Source organism: Pseudoalteromonas sp. S4492, assembly GCF_005886115.1.
GTDB lineage: Bacteria > Pseudomonadota > Gammaproteobacteria > Enterobacterales > Alteromonadaceae > Pseudoalteromonas > Pseudoalteromonas gelatinilytica.
Window position 1 is genome coordinate 1 of sequence record NZ_PNCP01000067.1, and the last position, 19005, is coordinate 19005.

Sequence of the window (19005 nt, forward strand, 5' to 3'; positions counted from 1 at the left end):
CAACTCGCAACTCGCAACTTAAATCTTATGCGGCGGTATTACTACGCTTTTAAGTAATTCATTTTCCATGATCAAAACGCCTTGATACACGCTTTGCCCATCACTTGAAAACTCAAAAATAAACTCGCTTTTAATTCCTGGCTTACCACTTTTTAAAATGCCAACCCTGCGTTTATTGCAAGCGACACTCACCAATTGCACATTTAATTGCTCAATTTGTCTTTGTGCATGAAGGTTAGCTGCTTCGGCTACTTTTCTGTTTAACCAAAAAAAGTAGATGATGCTGCCAATGATGATAAGTGTCCACAAGCCTGCCATTTACGAGAATAACCTTCCAATTGCTCGAGCGAGTGTTTCGCTACGATTTTCTTTTCTTAATAAACCTAGTAGGTGAGGGCGAATACTAGGAATTGCAACTAAATCGGTGAAAATACTCACAAACAGTTGTTCAATTTCAGTGTGGTGTGCACAACAATCCATAAACACATGTAAGCGTTCTGGGTCTTCAAGCGTGCTAAAACAACGCCCTGCAATTGTTAATAGGACATCTGACTGGGTGTTCATCTCAGAGCGTAATACAGCATCTACCAGTTGTGCAGTTAAACCTTGCGCCGTTGTTTTTGATAAACTTCTAAGAGCTGCAACAAGAGCAATGCCGTCTTTTTGCTCTATCGCCTTTAAACCATAGGCTAACAATTGCTCTGCAAACACCGGTTCGATTGCAACATGTTCAAGCATCGCACTCAGCGGCTGTAATACTTCGACAGGTAAGTGTCCCCAAGCGGCTTGTAGGTTTGCTAAATTGTTGTCGTTATCTAAGCGCATCGCAAAATCAGCAATACCCTGTACTGCAACACTTTGCCAATTATCAAACCCCAGTTTGCCTGAGAAATACAGCTGAGCATATTCGTAGTACTGTGAAGCGCTTTGTTTAAGTAAACATTTAACCTGTGCATTAAATGCCGCTAGCTTGTTGGCGTTTGGCGTAAATACATAGGGGTTGTTATCAAGTTTGCCCTCGGCATTTTCACCGGTAATTTCTGTACCAAGTGCTTCAATTACCATATTTGCAAAGTGATCGCGGCTTGCGCTTACTAGGCGGCTTTGCTCATCTAATGGAAATTTTAAAAACCATACATAAGGTTCTTTAGACGCTTTTACATCCCAAAATTGAATAGCAAGCCAAGCATGACCAGCAAGCGGGTAAGGGTAAGGGATTTTTGTTTCTTCAATGGCAAGAAATTGTTTTTTGTCTAATTTCGTGATGTGTCTGCCAATATCGAAGGCACGCCAAGTGGTACCGGCTGCATCCAGAAGTTGCCCTAAAGTGGCGATCTGCTCAGTCATAAAATCTCAATTACCGTAATTAATCTATATCAGCCGCGAATTATACGCCATACCATGGCGCCTTGGAACAGGGTATACTAAGCACAAAGGTATTAAGAGTTTTACAATGCATCAACAGACTTTGGCGCTGCTGCGCGAATTAGAATCCACATTACAACGCCATTCACTATGGCAAACAACAGCTATTGACCCAAGTGCGCTCAATTCTAGTGTACCGTTTTGCCACGACACTATGGCTTTTGAGCAATGGCTGCAATTTGTTTTTCTTGAAAAAATGCACGCCCTCATAGCACATGCTCAGCCTTTACCCCGTAATTTTGCAATTGCGCCTATGGCTGAAATGATGCTGGCACAACATAGTGGCGGAAATGATGTGATTACCGTTTTACAAAAACTCGATCAACTTTTAAGTGATAACTAACATGCAAGAGATTGTTAAGCCACAATTTGACGAGTTAACGATTCTGTACCGCGATGAAAATTACGTTGCGATTGATAAACCATCTGGTTTATTGGTTCACCGTTCGTTTTTAGATAAACACGAAACCCAATTTGCGATGCAGATGCTGCGTGACCAAATTGGTCAACACGTGTTTCCTGTACATCGTTTAGATAGACCAACCTCAGGCGTATTACTGTTTGCGTTAAGTTCAGAAGCAGCCCGTGACATGAACCAGTTGTTTATTGATGGGCAAATTGAAAAACGTTACTTAGCTTTAGTAAGAGGCTTTTTAAATGAATCAATCTTCTTAGATAAACCTTTAAAAGAAGAGCTTGATAAAATTGCCGATAAGTTTGCTGATCAAGATAAAGCACCGCAAGAAGCACAAACGCAATTTCATTGCCTGCACCAAGCAAGCTTACCTATTCCAATTGGTAAGTATCCAACAGTTCGTTACTCGCTGGTGGAGTGTTTTCCTAAAACTGGCCGCAAACATCAAATTCGTCGTCATTTAAAACATTTATCATTACCAATTATTGGTGACGTAAATCATGGTGATAATCAGCATAATCAATTTTTTAGAGAGCATTTCCAGCTTCGTCGTTTAATGTTATTTGCCTCTGAATTAAAGTTTGTGCACCCTTATAGCAAACAACCAATAACAATTAGAGCGCCATTAGGCGATGCAATGTTAACGATTTGCCAGCAACTTGGCTGGCCAACAGAAGAAAAGGATTATTATGGCAACTATTAGTATTTTTGTCGGCAGTGTCTATGGCGGTGCTGAGCGTTTAAGCGAGCAAGTTATTGAAGTTATTGAAAAGTCAGAGCATCAAGCGCAATTAGTTGAAAATGGCACGGTTGATGACATGCTGGCTGCGTCACATATTTTAGTGATCACATCAACGACGGGTCAGGGTGATATTCCTGATAACTTAATCACTTTATACAGCCAATTAAACGATCAATTCCCACTGTTAACAGGCAAGCAATACGGCATTATTGCTATGGGCGACCGCAGCTATGGCGATACGTTTTGTGGAGCAGGTCGCAGTTTTGATGAGCTGTTTCGCGATTTACAGGCAAAACCTGTCGGTCATCGTTTAGAAATTGATGCCTGTGAAGATTTTGAGCCTTGGCCTGTTACTGAGCCATGGTTAAACGAATGGCTGACGAAAATTAGTTAATGTCTATTAATTAGCTAGTGTCTCTTAAAAGTGCTGATTGAATAAGCAATTGGCACTTTCCCCTTGGTTTTTCGAGTACAGAATCTGATATACTAAACCATCATTTTATGAGGCTGTTATGATTTCAAAAAACCAACTGAAACTAATTCGTGCATTAGGTCAAAAGAAATACCGTAAGCAATATAACCAGTACCTTGTTCAAGGCGAAAAAAATGTACTTGAATTACTAAACAGTGGGTTAAGTATTGCTCATATATTTGCGACTCCTGCATTTATTTCTGCGCATCAAACAGCGCTTGCAGCCCATCAAGTCATTGAAGCAGACGAAGACAGCCTAACTAAAGCCAGTACGCTTGTTAGTAACAACGCAGCCATTGCTGTTGTTGATATGCCAAGCCAACAAGCATTACCAACATCAGGACTTATTTTAGCCCTTGACGGTGTGTCGGATCCGGGTAATTTGGGCACGATTATTCGTGTTGCTGACTGGTATGGTATTAAGCATATTGTTACCAGCACAGACAGTGCCGATGCTTATAACCCGAAAACCATCAGCGCAACTATGGGCTCATTTGCTCGTGTGAGTGTCACACAAACCGACTTAACCAGTTACTTACCTAGTTTAAACCTTCCTGTGTATGGCGCATTTTTAGAAGGTGAGAACATTCACAAAACTGCTCTTAAGCAAGATGCCGTATTACTCATGGGCAGTGAATCCCATGGTATTCGTGCTGATTGCGAAAGCTTAGTTACTGATAAAATCACTATTCCGGCTTATGGCCAAGCAGAATCGCTTAATGTAGCAATGGCAACGGGTATTATTTTAGATAATTTTAAGCGTCACGCTTAACCTTTTACCCTAAAATGGGTTAAATTGAAGAATAACAATAAAAATCGGTAAAACAATTAGATGCGCTTAAGCACCATAAAATTAGCGGGTTTCAAATCGTTTGTTGAACCCACTAAGATCCCATTTCCTGATCAGATGACATGTGTTGTCGGCCCGAACGGCTGTGGCAAATCAAATGTCATTGATGCAGTGCGTTGGGTGCTAGGTGAAAGCTCAGCGAAAAACTTACGTGGCGATGCCATGACCGATGTTATTTTTAACGGCTCAACTAATCGAAAACCTATTTCACAAGCCTCTGTTGAGTTGGTGTTTGATAACACCAGTGGCCATTTACCGAATACCTTTGCTGATCGGAACCAAGTGGCGATCAAGCGCTTAGTGACTCGAGATGGTCAGTCAATTTATTTTCTAAATGGCAGTAAATGCCGTAAGCGTGATATTACCGATATCTTTTTAGGCACAGGTCTTGGCCCGCGCAGTTATGCGATTATTGAGCAGGGCATGATCTCGCGTTTAATAGAGAGCAAACCGGCTGACTTGCGTGTGTTTTTAGAAGAAGCCGCGGGAGTTTCAAAATACAAAGAGCGTCGTCGAGAAACGCAAACCCGCATTAAAAGTACCCGCGAAAACCTTGAACGATTGCTTGATGTAAGGCAAGAGTTGCAAACACAGCTCGATAAGCTTGCAGTGCAATCAGTCGATGCAAAAAAATACCGAGAGCTAAAAGCCACAGAACGTACCTTAAAAGGGCAAATTGCGGTTTTAAAGTGGCAGAAGTTACACCAACAACAAATTGATAAAGCTGAGCAAATCAAGAAACTTAAAGAGCAAATTCAGTTCTTTAGAGAAGCGCATTCTGGCCACGATGATGTTTTAGCAAGTCTTGAAAATCAGGTGCAACTTGAGCAGCAGAAACTGCAAGATGCCCAGCAAGCTCAGCATCAAACTCATACAGAGTTAACCCGCAAAGAACAGCAACAGATCAGTTTAAAGCAGCAACAGCAAACACTTAGCCAAAACCTTATCAAACAGCAACAATTGCAGTTACAAAATAAAGAACTGCAAGAAGAGCAACATGCTTCAGCCGCTATTTTACAAGAGCTGCTACAAGACGCGATTGAGCAAAGTTTGCTGTGCGCTGAGCAAGTTGCAGAGGTTGAAGAGCAAGTCGCTCTGCAGCAGCAACAAACGCAAAGTGTCAATGAGCAATATCAAAGCACCTTACAGAAAAATCAAGCTCATAGTAGTGATATTAATGTTGCAAAGAGTCAACAGGCTCACTTTGCCCAGACTGTTGCACAACTTGAGTCTCAGCAGACACAACTTGCCGCTGAAATTAGTGAGCTCGAAGCGACCCCAGTTGCAGCGCAAATTGCTGAGCAACAACAGCATATTCAAACATTGACAAAAGAGCTTGCGCAGCAACAAAGTGCGCTAAATAAGCTCACTCAGAGTCTAGAACAAGCGGATAAAGAGCAGCTGCACTTAGAGCAAGACTTTAAACGGGTTCAACAACACAGTAATGAAAACAAAGCCAGCATAGCAGCGCTTAATTCTTTGCTATCAGAGCAAACCGACAACAGGAGTGTCTCTTTATTAGCGCAGTTAAAAGTGGCTGCTGGCTTTGAGCCGTTAGTTGAGCAAGCCCTGCTTGGCCTTGAGCATCTAAAGGTCAGTCAACATAAAGAGCCTAACAGTGTTTGGTCTGTAACTAATAATGCTAAGTTACCAAAAGAGTCATTAGCAAATTACATCGAATCGGGTGCTTACCCTGATTTATTAGCACGCTTTGCTTTTCAACCTAGTTTTGATGACGCTATTTTAGCGGATCCATATTGGCTGGCAGTGATTGATGAAGAAGGCTGTATACATGGTCGTAACTTTCATACCGATGCTAATAAAGACACCGACAATTCTTTGCTTTTAAAGCATGCTCAGCTTAGCGATGCACAGCAGTTAGATGAAGAGCTCAACGAGCAATTAGAAACCAAGCAGCATTTGCTAAATGAGCATCTAGCTCACAAGAAAACGCTCATCGCTGACAAAGAGCAATACAGAGAACGAATTCACCAAGCGGCTCAGCAGATTGCATCGGCCAGTACTCGACGCGATATGCTATTAGAGCAGCAAACGCAGTGGCAAAATCAGCGTGTTAAATTACAACAGCGTCAAACGTTACTGGCTGAACAAAAGCAAAGTGCTGTCGAACAGCAACAAACGCAGCAGACTTTACTTGAGCAATTATTAGAGCAGCAGTTAGAACTTGAAACTGAGTTAGAGCAGGCGAAACATCAACAAACTGAGGCAAATAACAACTATCGCCAAGTGGCTTCTCAGCTTGAGCAATATAAAACGCAAGCACATCAAGCTAATTTGGCTGAACAAAAAGCTCGCAGTGAGTGTCAACTTAGCGAAACTAAACTACAGCATGCTAATGCAGCCCAAAGTGCTGCCAGTGAAGCTGTATTAGAGCTCAACGAGCAATTAGAAGAGCTAGTGATCCCGCTTGAAGAAGTAGCAGAGCAGATAATGCTATTGCTTGAAAAGCATCAACAAAGTGACGTTGAGCTGAAAAACTTGCAAGCGGCCTTGAGTCAAGCTAAAAAGGAGCTTGCTGATAAGCAAACAGCGCTGAAATCGTCGCAATCTGAGTTGGTTACGCTACAAGAGCAGTTGCAAGCATTGGCACTGGATGAGCAAAGTTTAATCGTTAAAGCACAAGCTGCGTTAGAGCCACTTGAAGAACTGGAACAAAATTTAAAAACAGTACTTGAAGAACTGCCTGACAATGCCAATTTAAATAGCATGCAAACTTGGCTGACAAAAACCACGCAAGCTTTAAATGAACTTGGCGCGGTGAACTTAGCGGCAATAGATGAGTTTGAGCAGGCTAAACAGCGCAGCGATTATTTAAATCAGCAGCTTGATGACTTAACACAAGCATTAAATACCCTTGAAGGGGCAATTCAAAAAATCGACCGAGAAACAAAAAACCGTTTTAAGGCGACCTTTGAACAAGTAAATACTGATTTTGGGGAGTTATTCCCAAAAGTGTTTGGTGGCGGTAGTGCTTACCTTGAATTGACCAGTGATGACCTACTTGAAAGTGGCGTGAGCATCATGGCTAGACCACCGGGCAAGAAAAATTCGACAATTCACCTGCTTAGTGGTGGAGAAAAAGCGCTGACCGCATTATCATTGGTGTTTTCAATATTCAGGCTCAATCCAGCTCCATTCTGTATGCTAGATGAAGTGGATGCGCCATTGGATGATGCGAACGTGGGTCGTTTTTGCCGTTTGGTAGAAGAGATGTCACAATCAGTACAATTTATTTATATCAGTCATAACAAGATTGCTATGGAAATGGCAGGCAGATTGACCGGTGTAACTATGGCGGAACCAGGTGTATCACGTATGGTCGCTGTAGACATAGAACAAGCTGTGCAAATGGCACATGCATAAAATTTAGGCATATCAAATAATAAAGGTGAGGGGATGGCCGAAGAATTAAGATGGGCTTTAATCGTAATCAGTGTATTTGTCATTGGTGGTTTATTAATTCACGGCTTATGGTCGGTGCGTAAAAAGGACAGCCCAGATACGCCTTCAGTTGAGCGGGTTGAACCAAATGAAACGACCAGCGAGGTTCAAGAGCCTGCGACTGCAAAATCGCAAGAGCGTGATGAGCCAGAGTTTGGTGATTTAAGCTTCTCAGCAGAAAGTCACGACGAACCAGCTGTGTCAGAAGAGGTTGTTGAAGAGCCTGAAGCAGAAACTCAGCAACAAGACGCTGAAGAAGAACCAGCTGCAGATGCACAAGTTCCAACCGATTTTATTATTGTGCATTTACAAATGCCAGAGGGTTTAACAATGGATGGCAGCCAATTATTGCCAGCCGTTAATATGTTAGGCTTTAAGTATTCTGAAGAAGGTTTCTTTAACCGTCACTTAGACCCAGCAGGCACAGGTCCGGTGTTATTCCGTTTAGTGAATATGTATAACCCAGGCACGTTCGATATTGATAATATGGAACAGTTCAGCACGGCCGGTGTTAGTTTATTTATGACCTTACCATGTGATGGCGATGGTCTAAGTGCATTCAATATGTTGCACAGTGCAGCTAAAAAGCTAGCCGATGAATTTGGTGCAACTATTTTAGATAGCAACCGTGAAGAAATGACGGTTGAAAGCGTTCGTGAGTATGTTGAGAAAGTACGCAGCTTTTCAGCTTAGTCGCACACACAGAGTATAAGTATTAGGCCACTTGGCGTTAAGTCGTCGAAGTGGCTTTTTTATGTAGATTTTTGAGGTTTTCATGTCCGGCCCTATCTTTGAGCAAATTAGCCAACTTCGTGCCCAGTTAGAAGAGCATAACCATAATTATTATGTGCTGGATGCACCTAGCATTCCTGATGCTGAATATGACCGTTTAATGCGCGAATTAAGCGCCCTTGAGCAAGCTAATCCAGAGTTTCAAAGCCCTGACTCTCCGACTCAAAAAGTCGGTGGCGCAGCACTTGATAAGTTTGAGCAAGTCACTCACCAAGTGCCAATGCTGTCACTTGATAATGCCTTTTCAGAAGAAGAGTTTGCCGCATTTAACCGCCGTATCAAAGAGCGTTTAATGGACAACAATGAGCTGACTTTTTGTTGTGAGCCAAAGCTTGATGGTTTAGCGGTATCGATTATTTATCGTGATGGTGTTTTGGTTCAAGCGGCTACCCGTGGCGATGGTATGGTGGGTGAAAACATCACTCAAAACGTGAAAACAATTCGTAATGTGCCGCTTAAGTTACGTGGCGATGACTTCCCAGCAGAGCTTGAAGTGCGCGGTGAAGTATTTATGGACAGCACTGGTTTTGCCAAACTAAACAGTGAAGCCGAAAAACGTGGCGACAAAGTCTTTGTTAACCCACGTAATGCTGCGGCCGGTAGCTTACGTCAGCTTGACTCTAAAGTAACAGCAAAACGTCCACTGATGTTTTATGCTTACAGCACTGGGCTTGTTGCAGATGGGCAGTTACCAGAAGATCACTATCAACAGCTTGCTAAACTTACCGATTGGGGTTTACCACTTTGCCCAGAAACAAAACTGGTTGAAGGCCAGCAAGCTGCACTTGATTACTACCAAGATATCTTGACGCGTCGAAGTAGCCTTGCCTACGAAATTGACGGTGTGGTTATTAAAGTTAACGACAAAAAACGCCAAGAGCGTTTAGGTTTTGTGGCACGCGCACCACGCTGGGCAATTGCTTTTAAATTCCCTGCGCAAGAAGAAATCACCCAATTACTTGATGTTGAGTTTCAGGTAGGCCGCACTGGCGCTATTACCCCTGTAGCACGATTAGAGCCGGTATTTGTGGGTGGCGTGACGGTATCTAACGCAACGCTTCACAATGGCGATGAAATTGCCCGTTTAGGCGTTAAAATTGGCGATACCGTGATTATTCGCCGAGCGGGTGATGTTATTCCGCAAATTACCCAAGTTGTCCTTGAACGTCGTCCTGACGATGCCAAAGACATTGAATTTCCAGCGACTTGCCCAATTTGTGACTCACATGTGGAGCGCATTGAAGGTGAAGCGGTTGCCCGTTGTACGGGGGGCTTAGTGTGCCAAGCGCAGCGTAAGCAAGCTATTAAACATTTTGCGTCACGTAAAGCCCTTGATGTTGATGGTTTAGGCGACAAAATTGTTGATCAACTCGTTGACCGTGAACTGATCAAAACGCCTGCTGATTTATTTATCCTTAAACAAGGCCATTTTGAATCACTAGAGCGAATGGGTCCTAAGTCTGCTAAGAACTTAGTTAATGCACTGCAAGATGCAAAGCAAACAACCTTAGCTAAATTCCTATACTCGTTAGGTATTCGCGAAGTGGGTGAAGCAACAGCGCAAAACTTAGCAAACCACTTTTTAACGCTAGAAAAAATTACTCAAGCAAGCGTTGATGCGTTAACTGAAGTAAGTGACGTGGGTGAAATCGTTGCCAAGCATGTACGTGGCTTCTTTAGCGAAGAGCACAATATGGCGGTTGTAAATGCATTGGTTGAGCAAGGTATTCACTGGCCAGAATTAACCGCGCCGAGTGCCGATGCGCAGCCATTAGCGGGCTTAACCTACGTTCTGACTGGCACATTGAGCGAGCTTAACCGTAATGATGCAAAAGCACGTTTACAGGCGTTAGGTGCAAAAGTATCGGGTAGTGTATCGGCGAAAACGGATGCACTGATTGCAGGTGAAAAAGCAGGCTCAAAATTAACCAAAGCACAAGACTTAGGTATTGATGTGTTAACTGAGGCTGACCTTATTGCGCTTTTAAGTGAGCACAATGGATAGTCTATTGCAGGCATTGTCGTCAGTTGCTTTAACAATCGGCAGCTGGCTGCAACCACACCTTTACAATATTTCATTATTGCTGGTGGTGTGTTTTATATCCTTGTACGCAAACGACATTATTAAAGTGACCAAGCGCTTTGTCGCGCGTCGTCACTTTATTATACGCGTGCTTTGCTTTGTGCTGATCACTGGGTTTGGCATGGGCCTACTTGTGGTGTTTGTAACCCCATTTTTAAGTAAGCTGCTAATGCTACTCGGTGTTAAATGGCTGGCGCTTACACTTACAGCTGCGTTTTTTGTACTTGGTATCATTGCCGATAAGAAGAACCAAATATGAATCGCTACGGGCCTGAATACTGGGATAAACACGGTGCTTATCGAACCCCTGTGGCGTTTCATTTAACGTTATTAGTGCTGTTACGCAGTTACTTTATTTGGCTGATGGCGGCGCTGAGCCGTCGCCCTGATTTAGATATCATGTCGCTGTTTTTTAAATCGAAAAGCGATTTCTTTATAGCCATTGCCATTGCTGCTATTGCCTTATTACCGGCGGTGATCTTTTGTTTACGCCGACCTCAAGAAAACGCCGAAAGTGCAAAACGTCTGTCGTCTATTTGGCGATTTATGCGCTGGCCATTAATAATGTGTGCCATCACGGATTTAAGTTGGTTAACCTATCAGGCTGCACACAGTCATTATCAATTTTCGTTGTTCTTAGCCTGCCAAATGGTACTGGTATTATGGGTACTGTTATATCTATTAAAAAGCAGATATTTGTCGGTCTTTTTTAATGATTGGCCTGATCCAATTGAAAAGAAATAGGACAACACTATGTTGGCAATTAATAAGCTTTTAGCAAAAATTTCACTCACTATCGCGCTGGTATTAATTGCTTTATGGGTATTTACGCCACTTTGGCACAGTGCTGCATTCTCGTTGTTTGTGATGTTATGGGGCTTTATTACGCTATCAAGCCTCTATCGAGTCACGCCGTTATTTGTCGCGCGTAATCCCATTGCCGATTTACTAAAGCGCGATGTGAATCAGCTAGCACTGATAAGTCTGGCAGGCTTATTCGATTTTAAACGCAAAGCTGAGTTTGTTTTAATTGGCCAAATTAAGCAGATTGAAATCGGCGAAGGGATCATTCATGTAACGGATGTCAATGAACAGCAGATAACTGCCTTATTAAGTGTTAATAGCAGCCAAATTAATAGCCATTTAGCACAGTTACTTTCTGAGCGTGAACGTGCACAAATAGATATCCGGCTGCAAACACAGTAATCACTAAACGCATGCTGCTTGCCCTTGGTAGGGCTTGTGATGTACTGTGCAACAGTTGTATTCAACCCTGAGGGAGCACTATGTTAACTTGGCAAGATATTTTAGAGTTTGCCCATAACGGTAACCCAACACCTCCACGTCGAGTCGAAAAATCGCCATCTGAATGGCAAGCTGAGCTCGAACAAGATACATTCTATGTTACCCGCTTAAAAGGCACTGAACGTCCGCACAGCTCTGATTCATGTACGATATTTGAACCTGGTCAATATGTGTGTGTATGTTGTGACAACTTACTTTTTGATGGCGATGAAAAGTTCGATAGTGGCACTGGTTGGCCGTCATTTACTCAGCCTAGCAGTGTTGAAAGCATTGCCTATATCGCGGACTCTAGCCATGGCATGCAGCGTATTGAAGCTGTCTGTAATGTTTGCGATGCGCATTTAGGGCATGTATTCCCAGACGGCCCACCGCCAAGTGGTTTACGCTACTGCATGAATGCCATAGCGATGAAAAAACGCGACTAATGCGTGGCTAATCTAAATACTGAGCAATAATGAAAATAAGGTGCTCACGGTGGATTGGCTTACTAATTATATAGTCTGTCAAAATACTGGATTGCGCCTTATCATCTTTTAATACCGACGCTGTAACCGCAATGATTGGAATATGCTTGAAGCGATCATCACTGCGAATTAACTGACTAGCCTCTAACCCGCCCATCACCGGCATTTTTAAATCCATAATGATTAAATCAGGCTGGTGCTGCTCAATTTTTTTAAGGGCATCTTCACCATTGATAGCGGTGTCGATGGTAAAGCTCCAGCGTGATAAGAAGGACTCTAAATAGTCTCGGTTGTAAGGAATATCATCAACAATCAAAATGCGAGCAGGATTAAAATGGTAGCTTGAAATAGCAGGGTAGTTACGATGTTTCACTTCGTTTTTAGACTCGGCTAATTCAACGTTCGGTAACGACACAATAAACTCACTGCCTTTATCTTTATCGCTTATCACCGATAACTCACCACCCATCAACTTGATAAAACGCAATGAAATCGCAAGACCTAATCCCGTTCCTCCAAACTCCGAACTACGTTGACCTTGTACTTGTTCAAAGTCATTAAAAATAAGGTCTTGTTGATCTTTGGGAATACCTTTACCTGTGTCTGTGACATGAATATTAATATCAATATTGCTGTTGTCATCGTGGGCTTTAAAATCGAAATACACCTTAACACTGCCTTGTGCAGTGAACTTAATGGCGTTACTGATTAAGTTGGTCAGTACTTGGCGCACTTTATTGCTATCAAGTAACACAGGGGTTGTTAACTCTGGGTGAGAGGTTATTTGTAAGTCGAGATCCTTTTGCGCACTGAGTTGTAAAAACATCATATTAAGCTCATGGCACATTTTAGGGATTTCTACACGCTCAATATCAAGTTGCATTTTACCAGCATCGATTTTTGATAAATCGAGAATGTCATTCAATACATTAAGGAGTGAATTACCAGAGATTGATATTGCTTCTAAGTAACGACGCTTATTTTTATCTGTTTCGCTATCTTGTAGTAATTGGCTAAAGCCTAACACTGCATTGAGTGGGGTTCTTAATTCGTGAGACATATTCGCTAAAAAGCGACTTTTAGCCTGATTTGATTGTTCAGCTTGCTCTTTAGCATCAAGGTACTCTTGAGTGCGCTTTGCAACGGTGTCTTCAAGTAAACTATGTTGTTCATGCATGCTGTTGAGCTGTTGTCTAACCGCAGCACGCATCATTTTAAAGCCACTGGCGAGGGTACCTATTTCATCTTGGCTTTTTATATTAATAGGGCAGTTTAAATCACCGGTAGTCACGGCATGAGAAAACTCCACGAGCTGATCAATGGGTTGTAAAATAATACGGCGAATAATGATATAAGCGATGATAAGTGCAGTTAATAGGTAAATGGCAAACAGCGAAACCGCATTACTAATAATTGATTTGGTTTTTAACGCTAAGTCTTTATCTGAAAAGCTTACGATAACGTAACCGATATTTTCACCCTGAAAATTGCTAATTGGCACAGCAACAGCATATTGCTGCTCCATGGCTACAATAGCATTTTGTTTCGGATTGAGCTGCTTTAACAGTACTTGGTTAGTTTCTAGGGTATCTACTTTACTGTTATCAGGATGGGCGGCTATAAAATTATTTTGGTCGATAAAGTAAATTGTTTGTAAATCATCGAAGGTATTATTTTTTAAAATGTTCTTTAAAGTGATCCCCTGAATTTTAAGCACCCAACTTCCTACGGTATTGTCTTTTGTGAGGCTGTTTATTTCTGACAGCATGGGCGAGACAATCGCATCGGCCTTTTCACTCATGTTCAAAAGCGTTTGCTCTTTAAGTTCCATCACATGCAATGAGGTGCTTGCCCCTAAAATAAGGGTAATGGTAAAGCCGATGATCATTAAAATTTTGTGGGCAATACTAATTCTCATTGCTGAATATTGCTCCGTATTTTTAGTGCTTGCATATTGGCGTTGATTTTTGCGTCGGTGCTTTTAATTGATTGTTTTATATCTGCACCATAGAAAATTTGGCTAAAAGTTTGCGAGATAATTTCGCCGATAACCGGAAACTCAACCATACCGGCCTGCAGGCGATCCGGTGTTGCATGCTCAAATACCCATAACATGGTTTGATTAAAGCCAGGTTTGTTTACGAGAGTAAATAGTTTGTCATGCCACACTTTTTGTCTTGGCGGTGAGCCACCGGTACTCAGAAGTGCAGCAGTTTGTTCACTAGTCGCCCACTGAATAAATAACCATGCCGCACGTTTTTTATTTGATTTACTATTGATCGCAAACGCCCATGCCCAAGGAGATGTTTCTCGGGCGATTGGGCCTGCCGGCAAGGGGGCTGCTTCCCACTTATTCCAAATATCAGACTCTTCTGCGGTATCGATTTCATTATAAAAATGCGAGGCCAAAAAGGCTGAGGCAAGTTGACCTTCTTTAAACAAGCGTCGAATTTCATAAAAGTGTAGTAAACGGCTGTTATCTGGATTGCCGAACCCTGTTACAAGGTCGCGATACACTTGCAGGCTTTGTGCTGTTTGAGGGCTATCAAAAACAGACTGCCCCTGCGCGTCGATAACTTCAGCGCCATAAGCACGCATAACAGGTAATACTGTCCAAGTGTTTAATCCTGCACCGGGCAGTGTTCGTGAGGCAAATGCGTGCATCCCGTTCAAAGAAGGAGTGCGGTCAATAGCCTTTTGAAGCTTAATCTTAACTGCTTGTAGTTGCTCGTAAGTATCGGGAACATCTAAATTAAAGCGTTCGAAAAGATCTTTACGATAAAAATAAATCGGCGCAGAAAAATCAAATGGTAACGAGTATAGCGTGTTATCAATTTTACAAAGCGCTAGGCTACGTTCACTGATGTCTTCTAATTGATACCAAGCTTTATCTGTCAGTTTTGGGTTATCAATGTAGGGCTGTAAAGGCTCAATCCAGCCTTGGCTTTGAGCTTCACCTAAAAAGGTGATCCCCATCGGCAGTACATCGTAAAGACCTGTGGCTTCGCTCAAATCTTGATGACGACGAATACGCATTTGTGATTGTTCTAAGGCATGAAAGCCAACCGAAATCCCAGTTAGTTGCTCAAATAAAGGAATGTAGGGCTTTAGCGCCATAAAAGCGGGCTGTTCATCGGCCAAAATATTGATATGGCTACCGGCCTCACTCTGCCAATTGATACTGGCTTGTTGCCAATGTTGTAAAGTTGCCGAGGCAAAGCTGCATTGGCAAAAGACGACAAGCGCAACGTATAAGAAGGGCTTTTTAAATTTAAACAATTGAGATGCCATACGAAATTACTCAGCAAGCTTAATTTTTAATTTTGCCGCCAGAGCTTTAATTTTTTCAAAGCGGATTGCTTGTTCATCTTCTAATGTTTGAGTATCTAACAAAGCAAAACACTTTTTCGCGAGTGCTAAATTAAAAGATTGGCCTTGGTTATTTGTATCGAATAAACATTGCAGTAGGTTTAAAGCGATACTGGCATTTTTAGGCATGATCCTAAATGCTTGGGTAAATGCCTCAAGCGCCGTATTAAGTTGGCCCTTATTAAACTGTGTAACTGCGTGGTTATTGAGCTCTTTCGGACCGAGCTTAATATCACGTCGCTCAGTTTGTTGTTGTTGAATATAACGTAAATACACCGGATCGCTTACCGATGGGTGGCGTTCACAGTGAGTAATAATTTGGTTAAACAGCATCTGCGCTTTGTGGTGAAAACCAAGCTCATGAAACGCTTTCGCTTTATCGAGCGCACCATCTACTGAACGAATTTGAGTGTCACTTTCATCAAGTTGGTTGATAAGTGCTTTAGCTTTTTGATGTTCATCTTTTAAATAATGTAAACGCGCATTGAGAACATCAATTTGTGTTTGATTATTACTATTCGGAAACTGCTTTTTTAAATCGCTTAAGTACTGATTTGTTTGTCTTGAAATGCGATTCACTTGATCGGTTTGATCCGTCGTTAAAGCAAAATCAATCCCTGCGCGCGCCGCATTTAAATATATATCAGGGTTATCGTGAATTGAGTGTTTTGCGTAACTGGCAATGTCTTTTTGCGTTAAATAATTCTTTTCATAATCGTGATTAAGCAGTGATACATGACTTAAGGTTTTCTGGCGGTCAATGTTACGCGGGGCAATTTCAACAGCTTTACTAAAAAAATCCTGTGCCTCATCAAATTTATTGAGTTTTATTTCTAATCGACCCAGTAAATCAAGAGCAACTAGTCGAGTTTCACTGCGCTGCAACATCGTCTTAAGCATGCGGTGTGCTAGGGTATGTTCATTATTAGCAATCAGTGCTTCGACTAAACCAACTTTTGCCCAAGTAAATTTTTGAATATCAAGCACCGATTTAAAAAATGCTTTGGCATCTTCGAAGCGTTTGAGGCGAAGTAGGGCATCGCCTTTTAATCTTAATAGAATGGCACTGTAGCTATTGCCTTTGTTTTGCAACAAGGTATCTATTTGTTTAATTGCTTTGGAGTCATTCCCATCATCAATAAGTTGATAAATTTGATGAAGGTTACTTTTGCGTAATAACACTTTTTCAATACGATTTTTTAATTCGTTAATTGTAAAAGGTTTAACTAAGAAATCATCTGGTTGTAGCTCGAGTACACTGTGAACCAAAGAACCACTTGTTTCAGCCGAAATAAAAATAAAGCCAGTAGAGTTTTTGATAAGACGCTTCATTTTCAGCTCTTCATAAAGCTGATAGCCATCTTGATGTTTACTAAGATTAAATGAACAAACGATGAGATCAAATTGCTCAATTTGACATTGTTCTTTTGCTGCAATTGCATGCTCTGCAAAGCGTAACTGGCGAAACCCCAATCCCTCTAAGGACTGTTTCATATAGCTTTGAGCGAGTGGCTGCTCTTCAACTATTAAAATTTTGGCTTTCGAAAAAATCTTTGCAGGCATTGGACTTGCGACTAAGTGACGTTAACAATGACTATAATAAACAGTCTAGCTGCTGACAAGGCAAATTACAGCTTTTGCAACGATTTAAAGTTTAGCTTTGGGCTATATCAATAAAGGGGGAAGTGAGTAATAGATTTTAGAAGTTAGATATTAGAAGTTAGATAGTAGAAGTGATTGTTATATGTGGTGGGTCGTACTGGACTTGAATCATCGAGCCTGTGTTTTGTGAAGAGTGGCGATGCTTTTGAAAACTAGAGATAAAATAAGGAGGTTTTATATGTGGTGGGTCGTACTGGACTTGAACCAGTGACCCTCGCCTTGTAAGGGCGATGCTCTCCCAACTGAGCTAACGACCCACATATAAATTTTGTTTTTAGATTAAATGGTTGGTTTTAATGAACTTAACCACCGAGCCTTTTCGTTGTAAAGAGTTGCGATGCTCTCTGCTTCAAAAAGTAATGGTGGGTCGTACTGGACTTGAACCAGTGACCCTCGCCTTGTAAGGGCGATGCTCTCCCAACTGAGCTAACGACCCATATAATCTTTTTCTTCGCTACCATACTCTTTAAAAAGTAAATGGTGGGTCGTACTGGACTTGAACCAGTGACCCTCGCCTTGTAAGGGCGATGCTCTCCCAACTGAGCTAACGACCCGCGAAGAATAATCTAAATGAAAATACCATCAAAGTTTATTTAATGGTGGGTCGTACTGGACTTGAACCAGTGACCCTCGCCTTGTAAGGGCGATGCTCTCCCAACTGAGCTAACGACCCATTTAGATTTTTGTAATATGAAACACCACTTTAAAAAATGGTGGGTCGTACTGGACTTGAACCAGTGACCCTCGCCTTGTAAGGGCGATGCTCTCCCAACTGAGCTAACGACCCATATTACATACAGCAAATTTTCTTAATGGTGGGTCGTACTGGACTTGAACCAGTGACCCTCGCCTTGTAAGGGCGATGCTCTCCCAACTGAGCTAACGACCCATTAAGAATTTAGATATGAACACCATTAGGGAATAATGGTGGGTCGTACTGGACTTGAACCAGTGACCCTCGCCTTGTAAGGGCGATGCTCTCCCAACTGAGCTAACGACCCATATCTAAAACAACTCATTGCTGCGTTGTTGTGGGGCGCTATTATAGATAGAGTTGTAATTGTGTCAACACTTGAATGAGTAAAAATGTGTTAGATGCAGCTTTTATAAACAATGACATGGCATTTAAGCATTTTTTGGCGAACAAATATGCAATTTATATTCATAAGCTTATATTCAGTGCTTGATCTATAGCTCTATGCCTGTGCAAATCATTCCAAAATGATATGAATACAGTAAATCTTTAAAACGGTTTTTCATATCAATAAATTTGCATCAGTTAATTGCACTCTAGTTAGCACGATTAAAAACAAAGTAGGGTAGGGCGAAGTTGTTTTATTTAAAGCTTTAGGTAACGAACTTTATTTTGCATATAAATGTATACCTTTTTTAAGGGAGTAAATTCAAAAGCAGAGAGCCTTTGATAACCAACCAGCAATGCAATTAGCCCAAAATAGCTAATTTGATAGCGCTTTGTATAAAATACCTCCGTAACGGATTGATATTTAGTCAGCTTGTTGAAATTTAAATCATTTAAATAAACTTAGATAAAAAACTGTTGACTTTATTTGGGGGGCTGCATAGAATGCGCCCCGCACTCAGCGATACACAACCAACATTAATTGGTGGTGTGTATGCAAGTCGGGGCTATAGCTCAGCTGGGAGAGCGCTTCGCTGGCAGCGAAGAGGTCTGCGGTTCGATCCCGCATAGCTCCACCAGATTTGCATAGTGTTTGTCCTAGGGTTGCAGTTTTCTGCGTCCCCATCGTCTAGAGGCCTAGGACACCGCCCTTTCACGGCGGTAACAGGGGTTCGAATCCCCTTGGGGACGCCATTTACTTTAAGTAAGTGAGCAATTGCCAAGAAAATAAATATGTTAGTCTCGAGTACTTACATGTTATTTTAGTAACCTTAACTCCGATATGAGTAAAACTATCATTTAATGTCCTAGTGACACATTTTGT

General features: G+C 41.8%; 16 protein-coding genes and 9 tRNA genes. 13 read left to right on the forward strand and 12 right to left on the reverse strand.

Features of this window, described 5'->3' with window-relative positions; all coding sequences use genetic code 11:
- Nucleotides 1–18 precede the first annotated feature (18 nt).
- Nucleotides 19–318, reverse strand: coding sequence for a DUF3301 domain-containing protein (locus CWC28_RS19235; RefSeq protein ID WP_105175167.1), 300 nt, complete (start codon nucleotides 316–318; stop codon nucleotides 19–21).
- Nucleotides 319–1347, reverse strand: a complete 1029-nt coding sequence (locus CWC28_RS19240; RefSeq protein WP_105175166.1) for a DUF3549 family protein — start codon at nucleotides 1345–1347, stop codon at nucleotides 319–321.
- A gap of 106 nt (nucleotides 1348–1453) precedes the next feature.
- Between CWC28_RS19240 and CWC28_RS19245 the strand changes: the two genes are divergently transcribed.
- The 11 genes from CWC28_RS19245 to msrB all read left to right on the forward strand — a co-directional run bounded on the left by CWC28_RS19245 (nucleotide 1454) and on the right by msrB (nucleotide 11971).
- Nucleotides 1454–1768, forward strand: coding sequence for a YqcC family protein (locus CWC28_RS19245; RefSeq protein WP_063706986.1), 315 nt, complete (start codon nucleotides 1454–1456; stop codon nucleotides 1766–1768).
- A 1-nt stretch (nucleotide 1769) separates the two neighbouring features.
- A complete protein-coding gene (truC, locus tag CWC28_RS19250) occupies nucleotides 1770–2543 on the forward strand; it encodes a tRNA pseudouridine(65) synthase TruC (RefSeq protein WP_063706988.1) in 774 nt (257 codons plus the stop codon).
- Nucleotides 2530–2976, forward strand: a complete 447-nt coding sequence (locus CWC28_RS19255; protein ID WP_063706990.1) for a flavodoxin — start codon at nucleotides 2530–2532, stop codon at nucleotides 2974–2976. The genes truC and CWC28_RS19255 overlap by 14 nt, the downstream gene beginning before the upstream one ends.
- A 118-nt stretch (nucleotides 2977–3094) precedes the next feature.
- Nucleotides 3095–3826 (forward strand): RNA methyltransferase, encoded by a 732-nt coding sequence (locus tag CWC28_RS19260; RefSeq protein ID WP_063706992.1) that lies wholly within the window; start codon nucleotides 3095–3097, stop codon nucleotides 3824–3826.
- 60 nt (nucleotides 3827–3886) lie between these two features.
- Nucleotides 3887–7288 carry a chromosome segregation SMC family protein gene (locus CWC28_RS19265; RefSeq protein ID WP_138625631.1) on the forward strand — a complete coding sequence of 1134 codons (3402 nt, stop codon included), beginning with the start codon at nucleotides 3887–3889 and terminating at the stop codon, nucleotides 7286–7288.
- Nucleotides 7289–7321: 33 nt separating this feature from the next.
- Nucleotides 7322–8059, forward strand: coding sequence for a cell division protein ZipA (gene zipA / locus CWC28_RS19270; RefSeq protein WP_063706996.1), 738 nt, complete (start codon nucleotides 7322–7324; stop codon nucleotides 8057–8059).
- Between the two features lie 82 nt (nucleotides 8060–8141).
- Nucleotides 8142–10163 (forward strand): NAD-dependent DNA ligase LigA, encoded by a 2022-nt coding sequence (ligA, locus tag CWC28_RS19275; protein ID WP_063706998.1) that lies wholly within the window; start codon nucleotides 8142–8144, stop codon nucleotides 10161–10163.
- The gene (locus CWC28_RS19280) at nucleotides 10156–10500 is read left to right on the forward strand and encodes a DUF3392 family protein (RefSeq protein WP_063707000.1); all 345 of its coding nucleotides are present in this window, start codon (nucleotides 10156–10158) and stop codon (nucleotides 10498–10500) included. The genes ligA and CWC28_RS19280 overlap by 8 nt, the downstream gene beginning before the upstream one ends.
- Nucleotides 10497–10985: a DUF2919 domain-containing protein gene (locus CWC28_RS19285; protein ID WP_063707002.1), complete on the forward strand. Its 489-nt coding sequence runs from the start codon at nucleotides 10497–10499 to the stop codon at nucleotides 10983–10985. The genes CWC28_RS19280 and CWC28_RS19285 overlap by 4 nt, the downstream gene beginning before the upstream one ends.
- A gap of 9 nt (nucleotides 10986–10994) precedes the next feature.
- Nucleotides 10995–11447 carry a hypothetical protein gene (locus CWC28_RS19290; RefSeq protein WP_063707005.1) on the forward strand — a complete coding sequence of 151 codons (453 nt, stop codon included), beginning with the start codon at nucleotides 10995–10997 and terminating at the stop codon, nucleotides 11445–11447.
- 80 nt (nucleotides 11448–11527) lie between these two features.
- Complete coding sequence (msrB, locus tag CWC28_RS19295; RefSeq protein WP_063707007.1) at nucleotides 11528–11971, forward strand: peptide-methionine (R)-S-oxide reductase MsrB; 444 nt, start codon at nucleotides 11528–11530, stop codon at nucleotides 11969–11971.
- A gap of 7 nt (nucleotides 11972–11978) precedes the next feature.
- Here the strand turns inward: msrB and CWC28_RS19300 are convergent, their stop codons facing one another.
- The 10 genes from CWC28_RS19300 to CWC28_RS19345 form a co-directional block, all read right to left on the reverse strand.
- Nucleotides 11979–13928, reverse strand: a complete 1950-nt coding sequence (locus CWC28_RS19300) for an ATP-binding protein (protein WP_063707009.1) — start codon at nucleotides 13926–13928, stop codon at nucleotides 11979–11981.
- Nucleotides 13925–15301 carry an extracellular solute-binding protein gene (locus CWC28_RS19305; protein ID WP_138625632.1) on the reverse strand — a complete coding sequence of 459 codons (1377 nt, stop codon included), beginning with the start codon at nucleotides 15299–15301 and terminating at the stop codon, nucleotides 13925–13927. The genes CWC28_RS19300 and CWC28_RS19305 overlap by 4 nt, the downstream gene beginning before the upstream one ends.
- A 6-nt stretch (nucleotides 15302–15307) precedes the next feature.
- A complete protein-coding gene (locus CWC28_RS19310) occupies nucleotides 15308–16942 on the reverse strand; it encodes a response regulator (RefSeq protein ID WP_063707013.1) in 1635 nt (544 codons plus the stop codon).
- Nucleotides 16943–17222: 280 nt separating this feature from the next.
- A tRNA-Val gene (locus CWC28_RS19315) sits at nucleotides 17223–17298 on the reverse strand.
- A gap of 103 nt (nucleotides 17299–17401) precedes the next feature.
- Nucleotides 17402–17477, reverse strand: a tRNA-Val gene (locus CWC28_RS19320).
- A 42-nt stretch (nucleotides 17478–17519) separates the two neighbouring features.
- Nucleotides 17520–17595, reverse strand: a tRNA-Val gene (locus CWC28_RS19325).
- A gap of 43 nt (nucleotides 17596–17638) precedes the next feature.
- Nucleotides 17639–17714 (reverse strand) — tRNA-Val (locus tag CWC28_RS19330).
- A gap of 38 nt (nucleotides 17715–17752) precedes the next feature.
- A tRNA-Val gene (locus tag CWC28_RS19335) sits at nucleotides 17753–17828 on the reverse strand.
- Between the two features lie 26 nt (nucleotides 17829–17854).
- A tRNA-Val gene (locus tag CWC28_RS19340) sits at nucleotides 17855–17930 on the reverse strand.
- Nucleotides 17931–17966: 36 nt separating this feature from the next.
- Nucleotides 17967–18042: transfer RNA gene (locus CWC28_RS19345), tRNA-Val, on the reverse strand.
- Between the two features lie 642 nt (nucleotides 18043–18684).
- Here CWC28_RS19345 and CWC28_RS19350 point away from each other — a divergent pair.
- Both CWC28_RS19350 and CWC28_RS19355 read left to right on the forward strand, forming a co-directional pair.
- A tRNA-Ala gene (locus CWC28_RS19350) sits at nucleotides 18685–18760 on the forward strand.
- A 39-nt stretch (nucleotides 18761–18799) separates the two neighbouring features.
- A tRNA-Glu gene (locus CWC28_RS19355) sits at nucleotides 18800–18875 on the forward strand.
- Nucleotides 18876–19005: the final 130 nt, after the last annotated feature.

Bases quoted from the DNA above. Each gene is read 5' to 3' on its own strand.
- CWC28_RS19235 (WP_105175167.1), bottom strand. From the start codon at position 318: ATGGCAGGCTTGTGGACACTTATCATCATTGGCAGCATCATCTACTTT.
- CWC28_RS19240 (WP_105175166.1), bottom strand. From the start codon at position 1,347: ATGACTGAGCAGATCGCCACTTTAGGGCAACTTCTGGATGCAGCCGGT.
- CWC28_RS19245 (WP_063706986.1), top strand. From the start codon at position 1,454: ATGCATCAACAGACTTTGGCGCTGCTGCGCGAATTAGAATCCACATTA.
- truC (WP_063706988.1), top strand. From the start codon at position 1,770: ATGCAAGAGATTGTTAAGCCACAATTTGACGAGTTAACGATTCTGTAC.
- CWC28_RS19255 (WP_063706990.1), top strand. From the start codon at position 2,530: ATGGCAACTATTAGTATTTTTGTCGGCAGTGTCTATGGCGGTGCTGAG.
- CWC28_RS19260 (WP_063706992.1), top strand. From the start codon at position 3,095: ATGATTTCAAAAAACCAACTGAAACTAATTCGTGCATTAGGTCAAAAG.
- CWC28_RS19265 (WP_138625631.1), top strand. From the start codon at position 3,887: ATGCGCTTAAGCACCATAAAATTAGCGGGTTTCAAATCGTTTGTTGAA.
- zipA (WP_063706996.1), top strand. From the start codon at position 7,322: ATGGCCGAAGAATTAAGATGGGCTTTAATCGTAATCAGTGTATTTGTC.
- ligA (WP_063706998.1), top strand. From the start codon at position 8,142: ATGTCCGGCCCTATCTTTGAGCAAATTAGCCAACTTCGTGCCCAGTTA.
- CWC28_RS19280 (WP_063707000.1), top strand. From the start codon at position 10,156: ATGGATAGTCTATTGCAGGCATTGTCGTCAGTTGCTTTAACAATCGGC.
- CWC28_RS19285 (WP_063707002.1), top strand. From the start codon at position 10,497: ATGAATCGCTACGGGCCTGAATACTGGGATAAACACGGTGCTTATCGA.
- CWC28_RS19290 (WP_063707005.1), top strand. From the start codon at position 10,995: ATGTTGGCAATTAATAAGCTTTTAGCAAAAATTTCACTCACTATCGCG.
- msrB (WP_063707007.1), top strand. From the start codon at position 11,528: ATGTTAACTTGGCAAGATATTTTAGAGTTTGCCCATAACGGTAACCCA.
- CWC28_RS19300 (WP_063707009.1), bottom strand. From the start codon at position 13,928: ATGAGAATTAGTATTGCCCACAAAATTTTAATGATCATCGGCTTTACC.
- CWC28_RS19305 (WP_138625632.1), bottom strand. From the start codon at position 15,301: ATGGCATCTCAATTGTTTAAATTTAAAAAGCCCTTCTTATACGTTGCG.
- CWC28_RS19310 (WP_063707013.1), bottom strand. From the start codon at position 16,942: ATGCCTGCAAAGATTTTTTCGAAAGCCAAAATTTTAATAGTTGAAGAG.